The sequence below is a fragment of the Castellaniella sp. genome (assembly GCF_041677825.1).
GTDB lineage: Bacteria > Pseudomonadota > Gammaproteobacteria > Burkholderiales > Burkholderiaceae_B > Castellaniella.
In genome coordinates this window covers 120,652-142,527 of the sequence record NZ_JBAYPG010000003.1, presented here as the reverse complement: position 1 = coordinate 142,527, position 21,876 = coordinate 120,652, and the positions used below count along the sequence as shown (strand labels likewise).

15 protein-coding genes are annotated in these 21,876 nt (G+C 64.8%); 5 read left to right on the top strand and 10 right to left on the bottom strand.

All coding sequences use genetic code 11. The features are described from left to right. Position 1 precedes the first annotated feature (1 nt). Positions 2-223 carry a DUF2249 domain-containing protein gene (locus WCY17_RS02550; RefSeq protein WP_372700597.1) on the bottom strand — a complete coding sequence of 74 codons (222 nt, stop codon included), beginning with the start codon at positions 221-223 and terminating at the stop codon, positions 2-4. Between the two features lie 182 nt (positions 224-405). Here WCY17_RS02550 and WCY17_RS02545 point away from each other — a divergent pair, with 182 nt between their 5' ends. The 3 genes from WCY17_RS02545 (at position 406) to WCY17_RS02535 (ending at position 2,961) form a co-directional block, all read left to right on the top strand. Beyond that, positions 406-1,458, top strand: a complete 1,053-nt coding sequence (locus tag WCY17_RS02545) for a peptidase U32 family protein (RefSeq protein WP_372700596.1) — start codon at positions 406-408, stop codon at positions 1,456-1,458. Positions 1,459-1,474: 16 nt separating this feature from the next. Continuing rightward, positions 1,475-2,380 carry a U32 family peptidase gene (locus WCY17_RS02540; protein ID WP_372700595.1) on the top strand — a complete coding sequence of 302 codons (906 nt, stop codon included), beginning with the start codon at positions 1,475-1,477 and terminating at the stop codon, positions 2,378-2,380. Between the two features lie 83 nt (positions 2,381-2,463). Next, a complete protein-coding gene (locus WCY17_RS02535; protein WP_372700594.1) occupies positions 2,464-2,961 on the top strand; it encodes an SCP2 domain-containing protein in 498 nt (165 codons plus the stop codon). A 5-nt stretch (positions 2,962-2,966) separates the two neighbouring features. Here the strand turns inward: WCY17_RS02535 and WCY17_RS02530 are convergent, their stop codons facing one another. The 8 genes from WCY17_RS02530 to WCY17_RS02495 form a co-directional block, all read right to left on the bottom strand. Then, positions 2,967-4,157 carry an acetate/propionate family kinase gene (locus tag WCY17_RS02530; RefSeq protein ID WP_372700593.1) on the bottom strand — a complete coding sequence of 397 codons (1,191 nt, stop codon included), beginning with the start codon at positions 4,155-4,157 and terminating at the stop codon, positions 2,967-2,969. Further along, a complete protein-coding gene (locus tag WCY17_RS02525) occupies positions 4,154-5,122 on the bottom strand; it encodes a bifunctional enoyl-CoA hydratase/phosphate acetyltransferase (RefSeq protein WP_372700592.1) in 969 nt (322 codons plus the stop codon). Before WCY17_RS02525 ends, WCY17_RS02530 begins: the two co-directional genes overlap by 4 nt. Positions 5,123-5,214: 92 nt before the next feature. After that, complete coding sequence (locus WCY17_RS02520; protein WP_372700591.1) at positions 5,215-6,345, bottom strand: ABC transporter permease; 1,131 nt, start codon at positions 6,343-6,345, stop codon at positions 5,215-5,217. Next, on the bottom strand, positions 6,346-9,111 hold the full coding sequence (gene rbbA, locus WCY17_RS02515; protein ID WP_372700590.1) for a ribosome-associated ATPase/putative transporter RbbA: 2,766 nt from the start codon (positions 9,109-9,111) through the stop codon (positions 6,346-6,348). A 9-nt stretch (positions 9,112-9,120) separates the two neighbouring features. Beyond that, positions 9,121-10,209: an HlyD family secretion protein gene (locus WCY17_RS02510; protein WP_372700589.1), complete on the bottom strand. Its 1,089-nt coding sequence runs from the start codon at positions 10,207-10,209 to the stop codon at positions 9,121-9,123. A 437-nt stretch (positions 10,210-10,646) separates the two neighbouring features. Continuing rightward, positions 10,647-10,886 (bottom strand): DUF2249 domain-containing protein, encoded by a 240-nt coding sequence (locus tag WCY17_RS02505; RefSeq protein WP_372700588.1) that lies wholly within the window; start codon positions 10,884-10,886, stop codon positions 10,647-10,649. Positions 10,887-10,973: 87 nt separating this feature from the next. Continuing rightward, positions 10,974-11,174 carry an oxidoreductase-like domain-containing protein gene (locus WCY17_RS02500; RefSeq protein WP_372700587.1) on the bottom strand — a complete coding sequence of 67 codons (201 nt, stop codon included), beginning with the start codon at positions 11,172-11,174 and terminating at the stop codon, positions 10,974-10,976. Between the two features lie 166 nt (positions 11,175-11,340). Continuing rightward, positions 11,341-12,510, bottom strand: a complete 1,170-nt coding sequence (locus WCY17_RS02495) for a cytochrome P450 (protein ID WP_372700586.1) — start codon at positions 12,508-12,510, stop codon at positions 11,341-11,343. 194 nt (positions 12,511-12,704) lie between these two features. Between WCY17_RS02495 and clpB the strand changes: the two genes are divergently transcribed. Beyond that, positions 12,705-15,296, top strand: a complete 2,592-nt coding sequence (gene clpB / locus WCY17_RS02490; RefSeq protein ID WP_372700585.1) for an ATP-dependent chaperone ClpB — start codon at positions 12,705-12,707, stop codon at positions 15,294-15,296. Positions 15,297-15,376: 80 nt separating this feature from the next. Here clpB and glnE read toward each other — a convergent pair whose 3' ends face one another. After that, complete coding sequence (gene glnE / locus WCY17_RS02485; RefSeq protein ID WP_372700584.1) at positions 15,377-18,172, bottom strand: bifunctional [glutamate--ammonia ligase]-adenylyl-L-tyrosine phosphorylase/[glutamate--ammonia-ligase] adenylyltransferase; 2,796 nt, start codon at positions 18,170-18,172, stop codon at positions 15,377-15,379. A gap of 27 nt (positions 18,173-18,199) precedes the next feature. Between glnE and WCY17_RS02480 the strand changes: the two genes are divergently transcribed. Further along, positions 18,200-21,838 carry a YhdP family protein gene (locus WCY17_RS02480; RefSeq protein WP_372700583.1) on the top strand — a complete coding sequence of 1,213 codons (3,639 nt, stop codon included), beginning with the start codon at positions 18,200-18,202 and terminating at the stop codon, positions 21,836-21,838. Positions 21,839-21,876: the final 38 nt, after the last annotated feature.

Here is a 21,876-nt window from a genome sequence, read left to right as displayed (position 1 = left end):
CTCAGGCGTGCCAGATGGAAACCTGAAAGTGGGTCTCCTCGAAGGTGCAGCAGTATTCGTAGCCATCGCGTTCCAGAATATTGAACAGGGGCCAGGGCTCGCGATCGATCAGCATGTGCAATTGCTGCCCGGGCTCGAGCCCAGTCAGGGCCTCGAGGCATTGTTCGAGCGGTTGCGGCGCCGACAGACCGCGCACATCCAGGGTGAGATCAGGGGCTGTCATGGGAATGGATTGCGTGATTCTTGATCCGGATTAAGGAGAAATTCTCCAGCAACAGGCATAGTAGCTGATGATCCGGAGAAATGGCCATCTGCCCAGGCGGCCCGTGTGGGTGCTTCCGTTGCGTGCAGTGGTCGCGCCTTTCCAGACCGTCATTTCAGCCGCAGTTTTTTTGGATGTGCCCCATGCCAGTTTCTGCCAGTACACGCCCCGGCGTGATCCACCACCACGATGATTCCCGTTTCGAGCTGGTCTGCCCGGCCGGCAGCCTGCCAGCGCTCAGGGCCGCGGTCGATCACGGGGCCGACTGCGTCTACCTGGGTTTTCGCGATGCCACCAATGCGCGCAATTTTGCCGGCCTGAATTTCGATGAGGCCGCCATTGCCGAAGGCATCCGCTACGCCCATGCGCGCCAGCGCAAGGTCCTGCTGGCCCTGAATACGTATCCGCAGCCCGATGCCTGGCAGGTGTGGCGCCAGGCGGTCGACCGTGCGGCCGAAGCCGGTGTCGATGCGCTCATCGTGGCCGACCCCGGGCTCATGGCCTATGCCAGTCGACACTATCCGGGCTTGCGTCTGCACCTCTCGGTACAGGGTTCGGCCACCAACTACGAGGCCATCCAGTTCTACCACGAGCATTTCGGCGTGGCCCGGGCGGTGCTGCCCCGTGTGCTTTCGGTGGCTCAGGTCCAGCAGGTCTGTGAAAACACGCCAGTCGAGATCGAAGTGTTCGGCTTTGGCAGCCTGTGCGTGATGGTCGAAGGGCGCTGTGCGCTGTCTTCATACGCCACCGGCGAATCCCCCAACACGCATGGTGTGTGTTCGCCTGCCCGGCATGTGCGCTGGCAGCAGACCCCGCAGGGGCTCGACTCCCGGCTCAACGGTGTGCTCATCGACCGCTACGAAGAAGGCGAGAATGCGGGCTATCCAACCCTGTGCAAAGGGCGCTTCGACGTCGCTGGTGAAACCTATTATGCGCTCGAGGAACCCACCAGCCTGAATACGCTCGAACTGCTGCCTAGGCTCATGGCCATGGGGGTGCGCGCCATCAAGATCGAAGGCCGCCAGCGCAGCCCGGCCTATGTCGCACAGGTCACGCAGGTCTGGCGCCAGGCCATCGATTCGGCCCGTGCCAGCCAGGCGCGCTATTCGGTGCATCCCGCATGGATGGCCGAACTCAACAAGGTGGCCGAAGGCCAGCAACACACCCTCGGGGCCTATCACCGGCCCTGGAAATAACCTGGAAGGCATCATCATGAAAATCGCTTTGGGGCCGCTGCAGTATTACTGGCCTCGGGTGACGACACTCGAGTTCTACGCCGCCGTGGCCGATTGGCCGGTGGATATCGTCTATCTGGGCGAAACAGTCTGCTCGCGCCGGCATGAACTGCGCCTGCCCGACTGGTTCGAGATTGCCGGCATGCTGGCCGAGGCCGGCAAGACGCCCGTCCTCTCCACCCAGGTACTGCTCGAATCCGGCCAGGAACTCAAGACCCTGTACCGGATCACCGAAAACGCCCAATTTGCGGTCGAAGCCAACGACATGGGGGCGGTGCACCGCATGCAGGGCAGCCCTTTCGTGGCCGGGCCGTTCCTGAACATCTACAGCAAGCCCACGCTCGACGTCATGGCCGCACAAGGGGCTGTACGCTGGGTGATGCCGCTCGAAATGGGGCGCGCGGGGCTGGCGCAGCTGCAGGCCGACCGGCCGGCCGGCCTGCAGACCGAAGTGTTTGCCTACGGGCGCATGCCGCTGGCCTTTTCGGCCCGCTGCTTCACGGCGCGCAACCGCAATTTCCCGAAGGACAATTGCCAGTACGTGTGCATGGAATACCCCGACGGCCTGCTGCTTGAAACCCGCGAATCCGAAGCCTTTCTCACCATCAACGGGATCCAGACGCAATCGGCGCTCACGTACACGCTGATCCATGAACTCGAAGACCTGTCTGCCCTGGGGGTCGACGTCATCCGCCTGAGCCCGCAGTCGCAGGGCATGGATGAAGTCGTGCGCGCCTTCCGCGCCGTGCTCGATGGCCAGCAGGCGGCTGGCCAGGCGCATGGGCAACTGGTACCGCTGATGCCCAAGGGGCCCTGTAACGGCTACTGGCATGGTCGCCCGGGGCTGGATATGGTTCAACCCCGGGCGGCTTCCGCGGCCTGAGCCGGCAGCCGGCAGGCCGCTGGATCAGACCAGGCACGCAGCGGGCCAGCATTTGCCTGATATTTTCCCGGAGAACGATGATCATGCAAACCACTTCCACACCGGCGTATCGTGTGCCCCAGACTCTCGAGCGGGTACTGGGCCACCTGCCCCGCTATCCGGGTTCGGTACTCTTCGTCACCGGGCTCAACCTGATTCTTGCGCGCCACCTGCATCCCGATACCCTGTTGCGGCTCGAGCAGCGCCAGCTGCGCATCGAGGTGGCCGATGCCGGGTTGCGATTCGACTACACCTGGCACAATGGGGCGTTCCGCGCCTTGCGGGGGCAGGCAGCAGAGCCCGATCTCGTCTTCCGGGCGACGGCCTGGGATTTCTACTGCCTGCTGCAGCGCCAGGAAGACCCCGATACCCTGTTCTTCAGCCGCCGTCTGGTCATTGAAGGGGATACGGAACTGGGCCTCATGGTGAAGAACACCCTGGATTCGATCGACATGGTGGTGTTCCAGCCGCGGCGGGTGCTGGCCGATGTGCTCGGCGAACTGCGCGGCCGGCTGCCCAGGCCGGGTTTCGTGAAGGGCTAGAAGAGTCAGGCGGCAGCGGCCAGCAGCTGTGCGCTGTGCCAGGCAGCGATCCATTCTTCGTTGGTCTTTTCGACCCCGACGACCACTGGGCTGTCGGCTGTGGAAATCACCGCCGCATGGCGGGCATTGGCCTGGGGGTCGATGCGTACGCCCAGCCATTCCAGATCCTGGCAGACGCGGGCGCGCAGCACGTCACTGTGCTCGCCGATGCCTGCCGTGAAGACCAGCAGGTCCAGCCCGCCCAGCACGGCGGTCAGCGCACCGATCTCGCGTACGATGCGGCGTACGTACAGGGCCAGCGCGGTACGCACCTGTGGGTGGGTGTCTTCCAGGGGCAGCAGGTCGCGCGGGTCAGCCGATACGCCGGAGACGCCTCGCAGGCCCGAGTCGTGGTAGAGCATGTGCGCGACTTCATCCAGTGAGAGCTGTTCGATCTGCATCAGGTAGATGACGGCCCCCGGGTCGATCGAACCGCATCGCGAGCCCATCATCAGGCCATCCAGTGCCGAAAACCCCATGGTGGTCGCCACGCTTTCGAGCCCCTGCAACGCGCACAGGCTGGCACCGTTGCCCAGGTGGGCCACGATCACCCGGCCGCTGGCCAGTTCACCGTGCCGTTCAGGCAGGGCGTGGCTCATGTATTCGTACGAAAGCCCATGAAAGCCGTAGCGTCGCACACCGCGTTCCCAGACCGACCATGGCAGCGCCAGCATCTGTTCGATGGGGGCCTGGGTCCGGTGAAACGCCGTATCGAAACAGGCCACCTGTGGCAGGGCGGGTTCGATCCTGAACAGTTCTTCGATGGCCTCGAGTGCGAAGGGCTGGTGCAGCGGGGCCAGCGGGATGTAGCTTTTCAGGTCGGCCAGCACCTGGGCATCCAGGCGTACGGGTGCAAAATATTTGCTGCCGCCATGCACCACGCGGTGTGCCACGCTGGCAATCCGCTGCGCATCCGACAGGCAGGACCGAACGCGGGCGTGGATGAGGGCGAGGGCTGAATGATACGGGCGCGCGGCGTCCAGCACGACCGCATCCGTACCCTGGCGTGAATCGCCATAGGTGGGTTGTGGGCCACCTATGCCGTCGACCTTGCCGTGCATCGATGCCTCGCGGGCAATGGGTGCTGTGCCCGTCTCGAACAGCGCAAATTTGATGCTCGAGGAGCCGCAGTTCAGCACAAGAATCAGGGGTGTCATGGTGGTGTGCTCCGATAGCGCAGGGCCAGCAGTTGCGCGATTGCACAAGAGGCCAGGCGCGAACGGCGGGAGTCCGAGCGGCTGGTCAGCACCACGGGTACCCGCGCGCCCATCACGATACCCGCACTGTCGGCATGCCCCATGTATTCAAGTTGCTTGGCCAGCATGTTGCCACTTTCCAGGTCGGGCACGATCAGGATGTCGGCGTGCCCGGCCACCGCTGACTGGATGCCTTTCACCCGCGCCGCTTCGGGTGAGACGGCATTGTCGAAGGCCAGCGGGCCATCGAGAATCCCGCCCGTGATCTGGCCCCGATCGGCCATCTTGCACAGCGCGGCCGCATCGAGGGTGGATCGCATGCGTGGATTGACGGTTTCCACGGCCGCCAGGATGGCGACCCTGGGCTCGGGGACCCCGATCGCGTGGGCCAGATCGATCGCATTGCGCACGATGTCCGCCTTGATCTCGAGCGTGGGGGCGATGTTGATGGCGGCATCGCTGATGATGAAAGGACGCGGGTAGGCGGCCGTTTCCATCACGAAGCAGTGGGTGATGCGCCGTTCGGTGCGCAGGCCACTCTGCGGTGCGATGAGCGCGGCCAGCAGTTCATCCGAGTGCAGGCTGCCTTTCATCAGGGCTTCCACTTCGCCGCGCGCGGCCATCTGCACCGCGGTTGCGGCGGCCGCATGGCTGTGGGGCACGTCGACGATGCGCAGACCGGACAGATCCAGACCGGCTTCCGAGGCGACCGCCTGCAGCCTCGCCTGTGGTGCCACCAGAACGGGCTCGATGACCCCTGCCTCGCAGGCGTCGAGTGCGCCGCCCAGGCTGAGCAGGTCGCAGGGATGGACGATGGCGGTCCGGATCGCCGGCTGGCCACGGACGTGGGCGATCAGCCTGGCGATGCCGCGCAGGGCCTGTGGCTGCGGGCTGGCTGCGGCTGCGGATGAGGGGGTGTCAGTCATGGGCTCTGAGGTTGGGATGGCGGTGTCTGTGGGTGATGGAACCCGTATTGTCGGCCAATTGGGGTGGTTTCGGGGATTCCTTTGTGCACGGCTCAGGCCATCCGGCTGATGGTCTTTCTGAAGCGCGCCAGAGAAAGCATGAACAGCGTGGTGCCTATGGCCAGGAGCCACGCGAATGGCCTCCAGACCACGTCGATGCCGGCACCCCGGTAGAGGATGGCCTGGCCCAGTTCGACAAAGTGGGTGGTAGGGGCCAGCAGCATGATGTGCCGGACCAGATCCGGCATGTTCTCGCGCGGCGTAAAGCCACCGGAGAGCATCTGCAGGGGCAGCAGGATGAGCACCAGCAGCATGCCGAACTGCGGCATGTTGCGCGCTATCGTCGCCATGAAAATGCCCATCGAGGTGGTTGCGAACAGGCACAGGGCCGCACCGGCAAAGAACAGCGGCAATGAACCTTCTACGGGTACGCCCAGCAGGCCGCGCACAACCAGATGGATGGACAGGGCAGACGCCACCAGGACCACCAGGCCCATCGACCAGATCTTCGAGAGCATGATTTCGGTGGGCGTGACGGGCATCACCAGCAGGTGCTCGATCGTGCCGTGCTCGCGCTCGCGGATCAAGGCCGCGCCCGTCAGGATGATGGACAGCATGGTGATGTAGTTGATGACCTGCATCAGGCTGCCGAACCAGCCTTTGTCCAGAGTCTGGTTGAACCGGTAGCGCAGGACCAGTTCGATGGGCTGTACGCGCTCACCGCGCTGTCGTTCGATGAATGCATCGATTTCACCCATCACGATCTGCTGCACTGCGTTGCTGCCGGAAAACGCCTGGCTCATGCGCGTGGCATCGACATTCAGCTGCACGGCAGGGTTGCGGCCCGCCAGAACGTCGCGCTGGAAACCGTGCGGGATCTGGAGCGCAAACGTGTACAGCCCCTGATCCATGGCCGGATCCATGTCGTTCATCGAAATGATCGCCGGCCAGACGAATTGCGGTGGCTGGAACGCCGCGACGATATGCCGCGACAGCGGCGTGTCGTCGGCATCCACGATGGCGATCGGGCTGTTGTGCAGCGTCTCGGGCATCGCGGTGGCTGCCGTATGGACAGCCACGGTGAACACGTAGAGGATCAGCACCAGCATCATGGGGTCGCGCCACAGGCTCCAGAGCTCTTTGACGCCCAGTCGCCGGATGTTGGTCAGCGAAAGCGTCCGCATCTAGCGCTCCTGCTTTCTGAGCAATGCGATGGCCAGGCCCAGGATCACCGGTATGGACAGCGTCATCGTACGGAACGCATCGGGCAGGTCACCGAACCCCAGGGCCTTGCTGAATACGCCCCGACTGATAGTGATCATGTGGGTCGCCGGATGCACCTCGCCGATCCATCGGCCCACGCCTTCGAGTGCCGGCACCGGATCGATCAGACCGGCAAACTGCGTCACGGGCACGAGGGTCGCAATCATGGTGATGAACAGTGCGGCGATCTGGCTCCTGGTGACCGATGAGGCCAGCAGGCCCATACCCGTCGATGCGATGCTGAAGATGAGCGCAGCCAGCAGCAGTGTCGGGTAGCTGCCGCGGACGGGCACATCGAATATCGTCACCGCCAGGACGCTCATGATCAGAAAGTTGAGCAGGGCCAGGGCGACGTAAGGCAGTTGCTTGCCGATCAGGAACTCGGTGCGCGTGGTGGGCGTGACGTACAGGTTGATGATGGCACCGGTCTCTTTTTCGCGCACCACAGCCAGCGCCGCGAGCATGGCCGGCAGGAGCAGGAGCAGGACCGGAATCACGGCAGGCACCATGGCCGGCAGGCTCTGCACATCCGGGTTGTAGCGAAAACGGGTTTCGATGTGGGCCGCCATGGGCGGATTCCCGACGCGCTCGGCCACTTTGCCCGCCAGCCAGTACTGGTGCATGCCCTGTACGTAACCCTGCACCGTCTCGGCCCGCTGGGGCATGGCGCCATCCACCCAGGCCCCGATCTGCACGTTGCGGCCGCGCAGCGCATCGCGTGCGAAGCCTTCGGGGATCTCCAGGGCCAGCATCAGTTCGCCGCTGCGCATGCGCCTGTCCAGGTCGGCATGATCGATGATCGCCGGCTGCTCGATGAAATATCGGGAACCGGACAGCTGCAGCGCATAGTCGCGGCTCAGCGTGGTCTGGTCGTGGTCCAGAACCGCATAGCGCAGGTCTTCCACGTCCATGCTGATACCGAAGCCGATCACGAACATGAGCAGAACGGAGCCCGCCAGTGCCAGCGTGGCCCGGATGGGGTCGCGTTGCAGTTCGAGCGTCTCGCGCCACAGCCAGGCCAGCATGCGCTGCAGGCTGAATGCGCTGCGTTGGCGGTGCGCGCCGAGTGGGTGGTGGGCGTGTGCGGTGCCGATGGGCGCCGGTGCATGCCCGCTGGTGGTCGCCGGCAGGGTGCCGGTTTCGCCTGCAGCCTCGAGCAGGTAGCCGATGAAGGCTTCTTCGAGCGACCGGGCGCCGCGCTTTGCCACCAGCCGGGCTGGCGTGTCACTGTCCAGTACCCGGCCTGCATGCATCATGGACATGCGGTCACAGCGCTCGGCCTCGTTCATGAAGTGGGTCGAGATGAAGATCGTGACCTGATCACGTCGCGAGAGTTCGACCAGCAGCTGCCAGAATGCGTCGCGGGCCACCGGATCGACCCCGGACGTGGGTTCGTCCAGGATCAGCAGTTCAGGGCGGTGCACCATGGCGACGGCCAGTGACAGGCGCTGGCGCATGCCCAGTGGCAGCTGGCCCGGCAGACTGTCAGTGACCTCGGCCAGGCCGAAGCGCTGCATCATCTCATGCACCCGCTCCGGAATGTCGGCGTCGGGGACGCTGAACAACTGGGCATGCAGGACCAGGTTCTGGCGCACGGTCAGTTCACCGTACAGGGAAAACGCCTGTGTCATGTAACCGACCCGGCGGCGGGTGGCCAGGTCTGCGGCGTCGATCGCCTGGCCGAACAGCCAGGCCTGGCCTTCACTGGGCTGCAGCAGACCCGTGAGCATTTTCATGGTGGTGGTCTTGCCGCAGCCGTTGGAGCCCAGGAATCCGAAGATCTCGCCGCGGCGGATGCGAAAGCTGACGTGGTCGACCGCGACGAAGTCGCCAAAGCGCATGGTCAGGTCGCGCGCCTCGATGGCGATGTCCTGCTCATCCACCTGCAGCGGTGGAATGATCACTGCGCTGTGGTCGCGCGTCTTGTGCTCGGGCAGCAGACCGATGAAGGCCGATTCGAGCGATGAACTTGCGGTGCGCCGCAGCAGTTCGGCCGGCGTTCCAGTGGCGAGGATGCGTCCATCGTCCATGCCCACCAGCCAGTCGAAGTGCTGGGCTTCGTCCATGTAGGCTGTTGCCACCACCACACTCATGCCGGGGCGTTGACCGCGGATGCCGGCGATCAGATCCCAGAACTGGGCCCGTGCCAGCGGGTCCACGCCCGTGGTGGGCTCATCCAGGATCAGGAGATCCGGATCATGGATCAATGCGCAGCACAATCCGAGCTTCTGCTTCATGCCCCCCGAGAGTTTGCCGGCGGCCCGGTGCAGGAAGGCCTGCAGGTCGGTGGCCCGGGTGAGCATGGCGATGCGGCGTGCCCGTTCGTCCGGGTCATGCCCGAACAGGCGCCCGAAGAACTGCAGGTTTTCTTCGACCGACAGTGTGGGATAGAGATTGCGCCCGAGCCCCTGGGGCATGTAGGCGATGCGTGGCCCCACCTGGCGGCGATGGGCCGACTGGCGCATATCGCCGCCCAGAACCTCGACCAGGCCCGCCTGGATCTGGCGTGCGCCCGCAAGCAGCGACAACAAGCTGGACTTGCCTACGCCGTCGGGGCCGATCAGCCCGACCGTGCAGGCACCGGGCAAGTCCAGGTCGATGCCAGCGAGCGCCACGACCCGGCCATGATGCAGCCGCACATCGCGCAGCCGGATCACGGGGGGCAGCGCGTTTCCGGAGGCTTGCATGATGTCGCCTCAGCCCTCGGGGTCGATCAGCAGCGATTCGGTGACCATCAGGGACTCGGGCCAGGCCACCTGTGCATCGAGTTTGAGCCAGGCCACGCCGGGCACGCCCGTCTTGACCTGCTCGATATGGCGACGCAACAGGGCCGCAGGCAACTGGGCGCGCACCCGGAACATGAGCTTCTGGCGCTCGCTGGCGGTTTCCACGGTTTTGGGGGTGAACTGGGCCTGGCTCGCCACGAACGAAACCTGGGCCGGAATGACGTACCCGGGTGCCGCATCGAGCACGATATGGACTTCGCTGCCCAGCGCGATGCGCCCGGCCTCGGTTTCGGGCACGAAAAACGTCATGTAGACGTCGGCCAGATCGAGCAGGTTCAGAATGCGGCCCCCGGCGCCCAGCACCTCACCGGCTCTGGCCGTGATGATCTGCACCCGTCCGTCGCGCGGGGCGCGCAATTCGGCGTCCTGCAGGTCGGCGTCGATGCGCGCAATGCTGGCCGCTGCCGCAGCCACCTGCGCTTCGGCACCCGTCACCTGGGCCTGGGCTGCCTGTATGGCCGCCAGGCCGGCGTCGGCCTGGGCCTGGGCGGCTGCAATGGCGGCTTCGGCGCCGCGCACCCGGGCCCGGTCATCATCGAGTTCCTGAAGGGAGGATGCGCCTTTGCGTGCCAGCGTCTCGGACCGGTTCAGACGCCGCTGCGCCGCGTCCAGTTCACTTTCGCGCAGTGTGACCACAGCCTGGGCTGCGCGTCGATCACTTTCGCGCAGGGCCACCTGGGCCCGCGCCGTGGCAACGCCATGCCGTGCCTGTGCATGGTGCGCCTCGGCCTCTTTGCGAGCTGCGTGCAGCGAGCCCATGTCCATGCGCGCCAGCACGTCACCGGCGCGTACGAAGTCGCCCTCGCGCACATGCACTTCAGCCAGCCGCCCGGGCAGCTTGGTCGCCACGTCGATCTCGGTGGCCTCTATGCGGCCGTTGCCCATGACGAATCCTGCCATGGTGTCGGCGCCATTCCAATGGCGCCAGGCGAACCAGGCTGCCACCCCCAGCAGGGCCAGTATGGCGATGGATCGTGCGGTCCTCGGGCGTATGTTCATCCAGAATATCCTGTGCATTCAACGCACGCAGTGCGGGCCGTGCCGCAAGCGCCTGGCGCCGGCATGCGTACCCCCATGAAGTGATCCTTGTGGACGACCGACTGGTCAGTATGTAATATAGCAGAAATACTGATGGAAAAGAGGCAAAGATTGTGGTATCAGGCGCACGGCCAGGTGGAATCGCGATCAGGCCATACAAGGGCGGTCACGCGTGTCGCGCCAGCGCCTGGCACCCGACGCCTGAAGAGCGTGTGCCACAAATACTGGATCACTGGATCGCATGCACCGGGATGACATGCCCCGGCTTGCGGCAGGCGCCTCCAGCCGTGCGCTGGCCGAGTGGGTCGCCGGCCGGGAGGCCGGGACGATGCCCGGCATGCAGCCCGGTCCCTGACGCGGTTCTGGAATGTGTCAGGGGCCGGGGCAGGGCGCAGGCCCTATGGCAGGATATGGAAATCGATGACGATTTCGCCGGGGTTGCGCGCGAGATACTCGAATTCGATGCTGGCACCGAAATGATTCCTGAGCTGCTGCAGCAGGGGCAGGGGATCATGATCGTTGCAGAAACGCATGGTTTCGCCTGGCTGCAGCGCGGACAGCGCACCAAAGATGGCGGCATGCCGGAACCGCTTGGCGATGCCGCGGGCATCGAGCGGGTAGGTGTTTTCAGCAAACATGGGGATGGAGTCTGAGGCCACGGTATGCGCATCCTGTAATGAAAAAAGGTGCCCTGGATTATAGGAAGGCGCAGCCCTTGCGGGCCCTCAGAACCCTATGTCCGACACGGTTTTCAGGCGGGATCGCTGGCGTGATTCCCAGTTCTGCACGGCTTTTTCCCAGGCGCGCTTTTCTTCTGCCCAGATATCGAACACGCAGGGCGTACAACCGTTGCCGCAGCAAGCGTTCAGGTCGGGCTCTTCGGGTGGGCAGGGACGCGGATCGTCTGTGGGGTCGGTATCGTTCATGCCTGCATTGTAAGGCCCTTGCCAACACCCTTGCCGCCCGACAAGCCACCTTGCCACTGGACGATCGGCCCCTGCAGGGGCTGTGTGACGATGCCGGTATCGCAAGCCAGGATAGCTGTGCAGGGCGCCGGACGAACCCGGGATCAGCCTGCCTTGACGTGCATCATCAGTGGTGCAGGCGCAAGGGGGCCTGGCGATAGCCGCTGGCCGGGTAGACAGCCGGCAGGGCGTCGTGTCCGGGCACGCGTTCGATTGCCCGGGTGCCTGCGAGCAAGGACTGAATCATGGTCTCGATTTCGAGCCGTGCCAGGGGCGCCCCGGGGCAGGCGTGGATGCCAGCCCCATACAGCAGGTTCAGGGCGGGATCGCGATCCAGACGGAATTCATCAGGGTCGCCGAATACGGCTTCGTCGCGGTTGGCCGAGGCCCAGATCACTGTGATGCGTTCACCCGCCTGGATGGTCCGGTCGCCCAGCTGCACTGGGCAGGTGGGCGTACGGCGGTTGGCAATCAGTGGTGCATGGATGCGCAGGATTTCATCATTGGCCGCACGTACCAGCGCTGGATTCTGGCGCAGCTGATCCTGCAACTCGGGGTGTCCGGCCAGATAGTGGGCAATGATGCCCACGCTGGATGCCATGGTGCCCAGTTCGCCCACGGTCCAGTTGCGCAGGATGCTGACGATTTCGTCTTCGGTGACCGGTCGCCCGTGGATTGTTTCGCCCATCAGGCGCCCGGTGACGTCGTCGGGGGCCTGATCACCCAGTGCACGCCGGGCCTGCAGGATGCCGCGTATGGTGTCGTCGAACTCCATGGCCACCGCAGCGATCTGAGCCCGACTGGCAGACAGCGTGGCCGCGTTCTTGCGGTAGATCCATTCGAGCAGCGGTTCGTGCAGCGCTTCGGACCAGCCCATGAAGGCGCATTGGGTGCGCAGCGCGAATGGATGGGCCAGATCGAACATGGCCTCGATCACGCCATTGCGGGGCAATGCCCGAACCAGCCCGTGGCAGATACGCTGGCATTCAGGCTCGAATTCGGCCATGCGGGCCGCACTGAAGTACGGGTCGATGAGGGCGCGCCACGCGTCGTGCTCGGGCGGATCCATGCTGTTGGGCACGGACACGTGGCTGGAAGCCTGGCTGCTGAAACGCTCGTGGTCGTTCAGGATCGCGAGCACATCGGCGTGTCGGAAGACGGAATGGTGCAGGTAATCGCTGTAGGCCACCGGACACTGGTGGCGCATGTGGTCATAGGCCGTGATCGGATCGGCCAGAACTTCGGGAGCCCGGGGGTCCCAGTCCTGCTGGTCTTTTCGGGATGATGCGGATGGCATGATGGCGTGGAAAGACAAGTTTCGGCCACTGTACCATGGGGTTAACCCTGAATCGGTGGAATGCCTGGCGCAAGCGTTGCATTTCCTTTATTTCTTGAGTTGGGTCAAGTTCGCCGGCTTGAAATTGGCCTGGTTTGCCCCGATCTGTTGATTATCCGGGCGTGATGCCCTCTCCCAGTGAAGGGATATTCCAAATGCGACTAGAAAAACTGACGACGAAGTTCCAGCAGGCGCTGGCCGATGCGCAAAGCCTGGCCGCGCGCAACGACCACGCTTATATCGAGAACGTGCATGGCCTGCTGGCCCTGCTGACCAATGCCGACCATGGCAGCGCCAGCCTCCTGGCCCGTGCCGGCGTGGCTGTGCCGCGTCTGCAGGCCGAACTCGAGCGCCAGCTCAAGGCCCTGCCCACCGTCGAGGGCACACAGGGTCATGTGCAGATCAGCCGCGACCTGCAGACGGCGCTGACCCGTACCGACAAGGAAGCCGCCCGGCGGGGCGACGAATACATCGCCAGCGAACTCTATCTGCTGGCCCTGGCAGACGACAAGGGCGAGGTGGGGCGTGCGCTGCGCGAGGCCGGCCTGCAGCGCCAGGCGCTTGAATCTGCCATCGAGGCCGTGCGTGGCGGCGCATCGGTGTCCGATCCGGATGCCGAAGACCAGCGCGAGGCCCTCAAGAAGTACACGCTCGATCTCACGGCACGGGCTCGTGAAGGCAAGCTCGACCCGGTGATCGGGCGTGACGACGAAATTCGCCGCACCATCCAGATCCTGCAGCGGCGTACCAAGAACAACCCGGTGTTGATCGGTGAGCCGGGCGTGGGCAAGACGGCCATCGTCGAAGGCCTGGCACAACGCATTGTGAATGGCGAAGTGCCCGAGACGCTCAAGGGCAAGCGGGTGCTCACGCTCGATCTGGCCGGTTTGCTGGCCGGGGCGAAGTATCGCGGTGAATTCGAAGAGCGGCTCAAGGCGGTGCTCAAGGAACTCGCCCAGGACGACGGGCGCAGCATCGTCTTCATCGATGAACTGCACACCATGGTCGGGGCCGGCAAGGCCGAGGGTGCCATGGACGCCGGCAACATGCTCAAGCCGGCGCTCTCGCGCGGTGAACTGCACTGTGTGGGGGCCACCACGCTGGACGAATATCGCCAGTACATCGAAAAAGATGCGGCACTCGAACGGCGTTTTCAGAAGGTGCTGGTCGACGAACCCGACGTGGAATCCACCATTGCCATCCTGCGTGGCCTGCAGGAGCGCTACGAACTGCACCATGGGGTGCAGATCACCGATCCGGCCATCGTGGCGGCCGCCGAACTCTCGCATCGCTATATCACCGATCGCTTCCTGCCCGACAAGGCCATCGACCTGATCGATGAGGCGGCGGCCCGCATCCGCATGGAAATCGACTCCAAGCCCGAGGTCATGGATCGGCTCGACCGGCGCATCATCCAACTGAAGATCGAGCGCGAGGCGGTCAAGAAAGACAAGGACGAGGCCTCCGAGCGGCGCCTGAAGGCCATTGAGGATGAACTGGCCGATCTACAGCGCGAATACAACGATTACGAGGAAATCTGGAAGGCCGAGAAGGCCGCGGTTCAGGGGTCCCAGGCGGTCAAGGAAGAAATCGACCACGTGCGGGCCCAGATGGCCGAATTGCAGCGCAAGGGTCAGTTCGACAAGCTGGCCGAGCTGCAATATGGGCGCCTGCCCGAGCTCGAGGCCCGCCTGCATGCGGCCGAGGCCAGCGCCCAGGCGGTGGATGCCGAGCAGCCGCGGCTGCTGCGTACCCAGGTGGGGGCCGAAGAAATCGCCGAAGTCGTGTCACGTGCCACGGGCATTCCCGTGTCGCGCATGATGCAGGGCGAGCGCGCCAAGCTGCTGGGCATGGAAGCTGTTCTGCATGAACGGGTGGTGGGGCAGGATGAAGCCGTCCGGCTGGTGTCCGAAGCGATCCGTCGGTCGCGCGCCGGGCTGTCCGACCCCAGTCGGCCGTATGGTTCGTTCCTGTTCCTGGGGCCCACCGGCGTGGGCAAGACCGAGCTCACCAAGGCCCTGGCCAGTTTCCTGTTCGATTCCGACCAGCACCTGGTGCGCATCGACATGAGTGAGTTCATGGAGAAGCACTCCGTGGCGCGCCTGATTGGCGCGCCCCCGGGTTACGTGGGCTACGAAGAGGGCGGCTATCTGACCGAAGCCGTGCGCCGCAAGCCTTACAGCGTGATATTGCTCGACGAAGTCGAAAAGGCGCACCCCGATGTGTTCAATGTGCTGCTGCAGGTGCTCGATGATGGCCGCCTGACCGATGGCCAGGGGCGTACGGTCGATTTTCGCAATACGGTGATCATCATGACCTCGAACATCGGTTCGCAGCAGATCCAGAACATGGCCGATCAACCCTACGAGGTGGTCAAGGAAGTGATACGCGACGAGCTGAAAACCGCCTTCAGGCCCGAGTTCCTGAACCGGATCGATGAAATCGTGGTGTTCCATGGCCTGGATGCCACCCATATCGAGCCCATCGCCCGTATCCAGATCGAGCGTCTGGCCGAGCGTCTGGCCCAGCAGGACATGCGCCTCGAGGTGACCGATGCGGCAATCAGCCAACTGGCGCGTGCCGGCTATGACCCGGTGTTTGGTGCGCGGCCGCTCAAGCGGGCCATCCAGCAGCATATCGAGAATCCGGTCGCCCGCCTGATCCTCGAAGGCAAGTTCGGGCCGCGAGACGTGGTGCCGGTCGACTGGGATGGCGAGCACTTCGTGTTCGAGCGTACCCTGCAGTAAGCGTGCCGCGAGGGTGCCTGCGGCACCCGCTTCATTGCAGATCGGCGGCCACCGGACAGGGGCCGCCGATCTGCAATATGCTATTTCGCATCCGCTGATGTCGGCCTGGTGGCAGCGGGTCCGAACACCTGTTCCCAGAGCAGGATGACCGCTTCGCGTTCGCGCACGAACTCCAGCCCCGGCACCCGGGCCTTGTCGGCGCCCTGCAGACGCAATGCATGCTGGCGTCGCCGGAAGGCCCGATAGGTATTGGCGGCCTCATCGGCCAGAAGCTGCGGGATCAGGCCGGCCCGCGCCGCCAGGCCCAGCAGTGCGATGTTGCCCAGATTGCCCAGAAGTTCGGGGTGTTTGCCTGCGTGGCAAAGCACCAGGTATTGGGTGATGAATTCGATATCCACCATGCCGCCGCGGTCGTGCTTGAGATCGAACAGCCCGCTGGGATTGGGGTGCCCCTGGGCGATCCTGTCACGCATGGAGCGCACCTGTTCGCGCAGAATGTCAGGATCACGGGGCAGCAGCAGGATCTGCTGGCGGATGGCCTCGAAGCGCGCGCCGATGTCGGCATCGCCGGCTACGAACCGGGCCCGGGTGAGCGCCTGATGCTCCCAGGGCCAGGCCTGTTCGAGCTGGTAGCGGTGGAACGCATCGATCGGCACCGCAAGCAGGCCGGCATCGCCGTCCGGGCGCAGGCGCAGGTCGATGTCGTAGAGCCGCCCTGACGAGGTCAGGGTAGAGAGCCACGAAGCCACGCGTCGGCCCAGTTTGACGTAGCGCTCGCTGGCGTCCTGGTCGGGGTCGTCGTACAGGAACACCAGATCCAGATCTGACGCGTAGCCGAGTTCCTTGCCCCCCAGCTTGCCATAGGCAATGATGGAAAAATGCGGTGCGGGTGGGTCGGCACGCAGGGCCCTGGGCAGAACCTGGGGCCACACGCGCCGGATGGCCTCGGCCAGCATCAGGTCGGCCAGCGCCGAGAGGTGATCGGCCAGTGTCTCGACGCTGAGCAGGTTTTCGAGGTCCTGCGCCAGCAATTGAAAGGTGACCTGGTGCTGGACGTCGCGCATCAGGTTCATCTGCTGCTCGATGTCGGCCTCGCCGTCGGGCAGGATGCAGGCATCCAGGTCGTTGCGCAGTTGATCGGCAAGTACCGCAAAATCCGGCACCTGCAGCAGGCTGCGCCATTCGATCAGGCTGTCGAGCAGCAGCGGATAGCGGTTCAGATACTCGGATGCCCAGGGGCTGGCATGCACGATGCGCGCAACGCGGGCCAGTGTTTCCGGATATTCGGACAGCAGGGCCAGGTAGGCGCTGCGCTGCATGATGTGCTCGAGCAGGTTGAGCATGCGCTGCAGGGTCAGAACCGGATCATCCGTCTGCAAGGCCGCCTGTTGCAGATGGGGGCGCAATGCGTCGAGGCGCTGCCGGCTGGCAGGGGGCAGGCTGCGTACCCGACTGCCGTTCAATAGTGCCTGCAGGCGTGTCTGCATGTCATCCTGCACCGGGCCATCGACCGGGGCCGCCCCGGGGCTGGCGGCTGGCGGCTGTGGCTGGGCCGCAAGGCGGCCGCCGGCAGGCCTGTCAGCCACCCCAGCCATCCGGAATGCATCGTGGAAGTAGTGGCTGACCCGGTCACGGTGCTCCTGCAGGCGGGAGGTGAAGTCTTCGGTTCGTTCGAACCCCATGCTTTGGGCCAGGGCCGCCAGGGTGCCGCTGTCGCGCGGCAACAGATGGGTCTGCTCATCTTCGCGGTACTGCAGGCGGTGCTCGAGCTGGCGCAGGAAGACGTAGGCAGATTCGATCGTGCGCATGTCGTCTTCGGCCAGAAGGCCCGCACGGCGCTGCTTGTGCAGGGCCGCCAGCAGATTGCGCTGTTGCAGCGAAGGCTGTTGTCCGCCGCGGATCAACTGGTTGAGCTGCACCACGAACTCGATTTCCCGGATGCCGCCTTCGCCCAACTTGATGTTGTGCCAGGCATCGACTCCACGCCTTGCGTGGGCGCGCTGCTGCCAGTCGTGGCGTATGCGTTCACGCAGTTCACGCAGGGCGGAAAGCGTGTCGAAGTCCAGGTATTTGCGGTAGACGAATGAGCGACGCAGCGCCTCCAGCCGGTGCCTCTGGGCCTGGTATTGTGCGCCATCGTGCAGGGGGCAGTGGATCAGGCGTGCCTTGAGCCACGCATAGCGTTCCCACTCGCGCCCCTGGTGGATGAGGTAGTGTTCCAGCGCCTGCAGGCTCCAGGCCAGCGGCCCGCTGCTGCCATCGGGGCGCAGGCGCAGATCGGTGCGAAATACGAGGCCATCGGTATCGGGCTCGGAGAGAATGGTACTCATCAGCCGGACCGTGCGGCCGTGGAATTCCTGGTGGCTGAGCGGGCGTTCACCATTGGTTTCGCCGTCTTCTTCATACAGCATGATCAGGTCGATGTCCGACGACACGTTCAGCTCCTGGCCGCCGAGTTTGCCCATGCCCAGAATCAGCATGTCCTGGGGGGCGCCGCTGCGGGCCCCACGCGGCAGGCCGTGGCGCCGCCCAAGCTCACGCTGTGCGCAGGCATAGGCACTGCCTGTGGCCAGATCGGCCAGCTGGGACATGGCCGAGACCACTTCATGCAATGCGGCCTGGCTGTTCAGGTCGCGAACCATGAGCGTCTGGAACACGCGCCGACGCAATTGCCGCAGGCGCCTGGCCAGTTCGGGCCGTGGCAATTCGGGATCGGCCAGCGCAAGCGCGTCAAACCAGCCGGCCAGCGTCTTGCGGGTCAGGGGCTGATGGGCATCGGCCAGCAGGCCTTCGCGTGCCTGCGGATGTGCATCGAGATAGCGGCGCAGGCAGCCCGACCACGTGAGGGCCGGCTCCAATATAATGGCATCGGACATGGGCTCCAACATACTGCAAATCATGGCATGCGCCAATTGAATTCACGCCTTGCCGCAACCTGTGGCCGGTACCTGCTCAGGCTCCTCATCGGCCTTTACATCATTCTGGTATTGGGCGTGCTGGGCGTGCGCTACGGTCTGCCGCCGCTTCTGCAGCATGGGCAGGGGTATGTGCAGGATCATCTCTCGCGTGCGCTCGGGGCCGACGTCCACTGGGACCGCCTTGCGATCCGGTGGCAAGGCTTCAGGCCGCGCATCGACATGCGCAACGTGCGCCTGCGCTCGCATGATGGCAGAGACCTGCTCACCATTCCGTCGGTGCACGCGCTGGTCGACTGGCCCGCCTGGCGTCCCGATCATCCTGGCGTGCTGCATCTGCAGACCCGCGGTGTGGCGCTGCACCTGGTCCGTTTGCCTGGCGGGCAGCTGGATATCCCTCTGGCAAACGAGAGCGGTTCTGCCGACGATGAGGCTGTGTCGGATGCGGCCCTGCGGTGGCTGCTGTCCCAGCCCATGCTCGAATTTCGCGATGCCACCCTGCGCTGGGCAGATCACACCCGCGATGGCACGGAGCTCGCGCTCGAAGGGGTGGATCTGACCCTGCGCCGACAGCCTGACGGCGGGGTCGGGGTGTCACTGGCTGCACAAACCGCCGCGGTGCCGCAGGCGCATCTGAGCCTGCGGGCGACGCTGGCCGATGCCACGGCCCTGGCTCGGGGGCAGTGGCCATCGTCCTGGCAGGCCTGGATGCGCCTGCAGGGCAGCGATGCGGCCGTCTGGCGTTCGTGGCTGGACGTGCCCCAGGCCTTGCACAAGGGCAGTCTCGATGTGCAGTTCTGGGGCCAGTCGTCGGCCTCCGGGCCTCGTGTCACGGTGTTGTTGCAATCTTTGGGGCTGGTATGGCAGCCTCAAAAAGAGGGCCGGCTGCAGGTTGCAGACCTCCAGGCCTGGGGGCGCTCAAGCCTGGCCACGCTGCGCGTCCTGGGGCGCGAGGGGCACCTGCGTGGGCCGCTCGATTTCCAGGTTCGGACCCATGGTGCCATACTCGAGGCGCCCGCCTGGTTCGATCATGACCTGCAACTGGGCGCCATCGAGGCTCGAGGGCAACTCACCGGGCATTTGCCGGATCTGGATGCTGCAAGCGCCGCGACGGTTGCCGTCGATGTGGCCGAAGAACGGCCAACGCCTGATCTGATCCTGCAACTCGATCAGTTTCGCTGGCTCAATCCCGACATCAGTGTCCGGGGCCAGGGCCACTGGGCTTCCGGGCCCGGGGCCGGTCAGGCCGAATTGGGCGGCCGGGTCGAACGCGCGGAACTGGCCGCCCTGCATCGCTATCTGCCCCTCGAAGTGGATGAAGACGCACGCGCATGGCTGGCCGAAGGCCTCAGGCAGGGTGAGCTGCGCGAGGCCGATTGGCGGCTGCGGGGGGATATCGCCGAGTTCCCGTTCGGTGACCGGCCCGATGCTGGGGATTTTCATCTGGCAGGCCAGCTGGTGAACGCCACGGTCGATCTCGTGCCCGATGCGACGGCTGCCGAGCGCTGGCCATTGCTCGAGCAGATCCGGGGCCGCGCAGAACTGCACCGGACCGATTTGCGCCTGCAGGGTGAGCGTGCCGTGATGCAGCCGGCACCAGGTGATGAATGGATCCACCTGAATGACATCGATGCGCGCATCCCGGATCTCGAAAACGACACCACCCTCGAAGTATCGGGCCAGGCCCGGGCCAGCGGCCAGACCTGGATGTCATTCATGCGGCATTCGCCAGTCGGCGACATGCTGCAGGGCCTGTTTTCGGAGGCCCGGGCGACGGGCCAATGGCAGGTGCCGCTGTCTCTCACCGTACCGCTGTTGCACAGCATCGACACCCAGGTGCATGGGCAGGTGCAGTTTTCGGGGCCGTCGAGTGTGCGCTTTTTGCCCGAAGTGCCGCAGATAGACGCCATCGCCGGGCGACTTGATTTCGACGAGAATGGGGTCACCATGCCGGCGCCGCTGAAGGCACGATTCCTGGGGGGTGAGTTGAACGTCACAGGCGCGCTGGGTCCGGCGCAGGCGCCCGGCCTGAAGCTGCACGGCACCATGGCCGCAAGCGCCCTGCGCACGCTGGCCGACGTACCCGGTATGCAGCGGATTTCGGGGTCGCTCGCCTGGAAGGCGCTGTTGCGACGCACGGGGCACGGTTATCACCTGGGGCTCGAATCCGAACTCCAGGACATGAAGCTCGATTTTCCCGCCCCGCTCGCCAAACCGCTGGGTGAGGCCATGCCGTTGCAGATCGACTGGAGTGACGCGGCGAACGGCCGGGAAAGCCTGGATGTCCGACTGGGCAGCGCACTGGACATGCGGCTGACGCATCGCCCGGATGCGCCACGGAAACCCTATTTCGAGCAGGCTGCCATCGGTCTGGGGCGCGCGGCCGCCGAGCCTGTGGCTGGCCTGACGCTCGATGTGGCCTATCCCCTGGTGGATCTCGATGCCTGGGATCGCATTGCCAACGAATTTTCCGCGCCCGGGGCGCCTCATGCCGGACCGGGTCTTTGGCCTGATCTGGTGGCATTCAGCGTTCGTGCCGATCAGTTGCGCCTTCTGGGGACACGGCTGGATCAGGCCACCTTGCGGGCGGTGCGCGCGCAGGGTGGCCAATGGTCGGTGAACCTGCGTTCCGACCAGACCCGCGGGACCATCAAGTGGCAGGCCCATGAAGGCCAGGTGCAGGGGCGCGTGAATGCGCATTTCGATCGTTTGAGCCTGGGGGATGATCCAGGCGATACGGGGTCCCTGCTGCCCACGCCATCGGCGGACATCGCGCAGGACCTGGATGACGACGTCTTCATCCCGGCGATCACCCTGCAGGTGGAAGACTTTCGTCTCTACGGTCATGCGCTGGGGCCACTGGCCCTGGAAGGCGAACAGGATCGCGCCGGCAAGATCTGGACTCTGGGGCGTTTGCGCATCGGGCCTGCCGGGACGCAACTGCAGGGTACCGGCGTGTGGCGCCTGCAGGGCGCGGACCGGGGCTTGTCCATCAAGGCGCGCATGGATACTGACAATCTTGGCGCCTGGATGGATCATGCCGGTTGGTCGGGGGTGCTCGTGGGTGGGCAGGGTGAGATTCAGGGGCACTTCGATTGGCGCAATCTGCCATGGCGCAGAGAGGTTCAGGACATTGATGGTGAACTGACCCTGTCGCTCGACAAAGGCCGTTTTCCCCAGGTGGATTCACGCTCGGCCAAGTTGCTCGAAGTCTTCTCCCTGCAGTCCGTTTCGCGCCTGTTCCGCCTCGAGGGTGCGCTCACGGGCTTGATGCGGGAAGGTCTGCCGTTTGATCAGTTGCGTGGCACCCTCAGACTGGATCGGGGCCTCGCGCGGATGCAGGATTACAAGATGATCGGTCCGGTGGGTACCCTGATCCTGGACGGCAGTGCGGATGTGATCGAGGAGACCATGGATCTGCAGGCCGTGGTGGTCCCCAACCTCGATGCCAGCGGGGCCTCCGTGGCCGCGGGCATCGCCGTGAACCCATTGGTTGGCCTGGGCGCCTTTGTGACACAATGGTTGCTGAAGGATCCCCTGGCCCGTGCCATGACCAGGCGCTACGCGATCACCGGCCCCTGGGAGGATCCGCAACTCGAGGAGGTCAGCCTGTCGAGCAAACCATGAAAAAGGCTCCCTGGGGAGCCTTTTTCATGGGTGCCGAA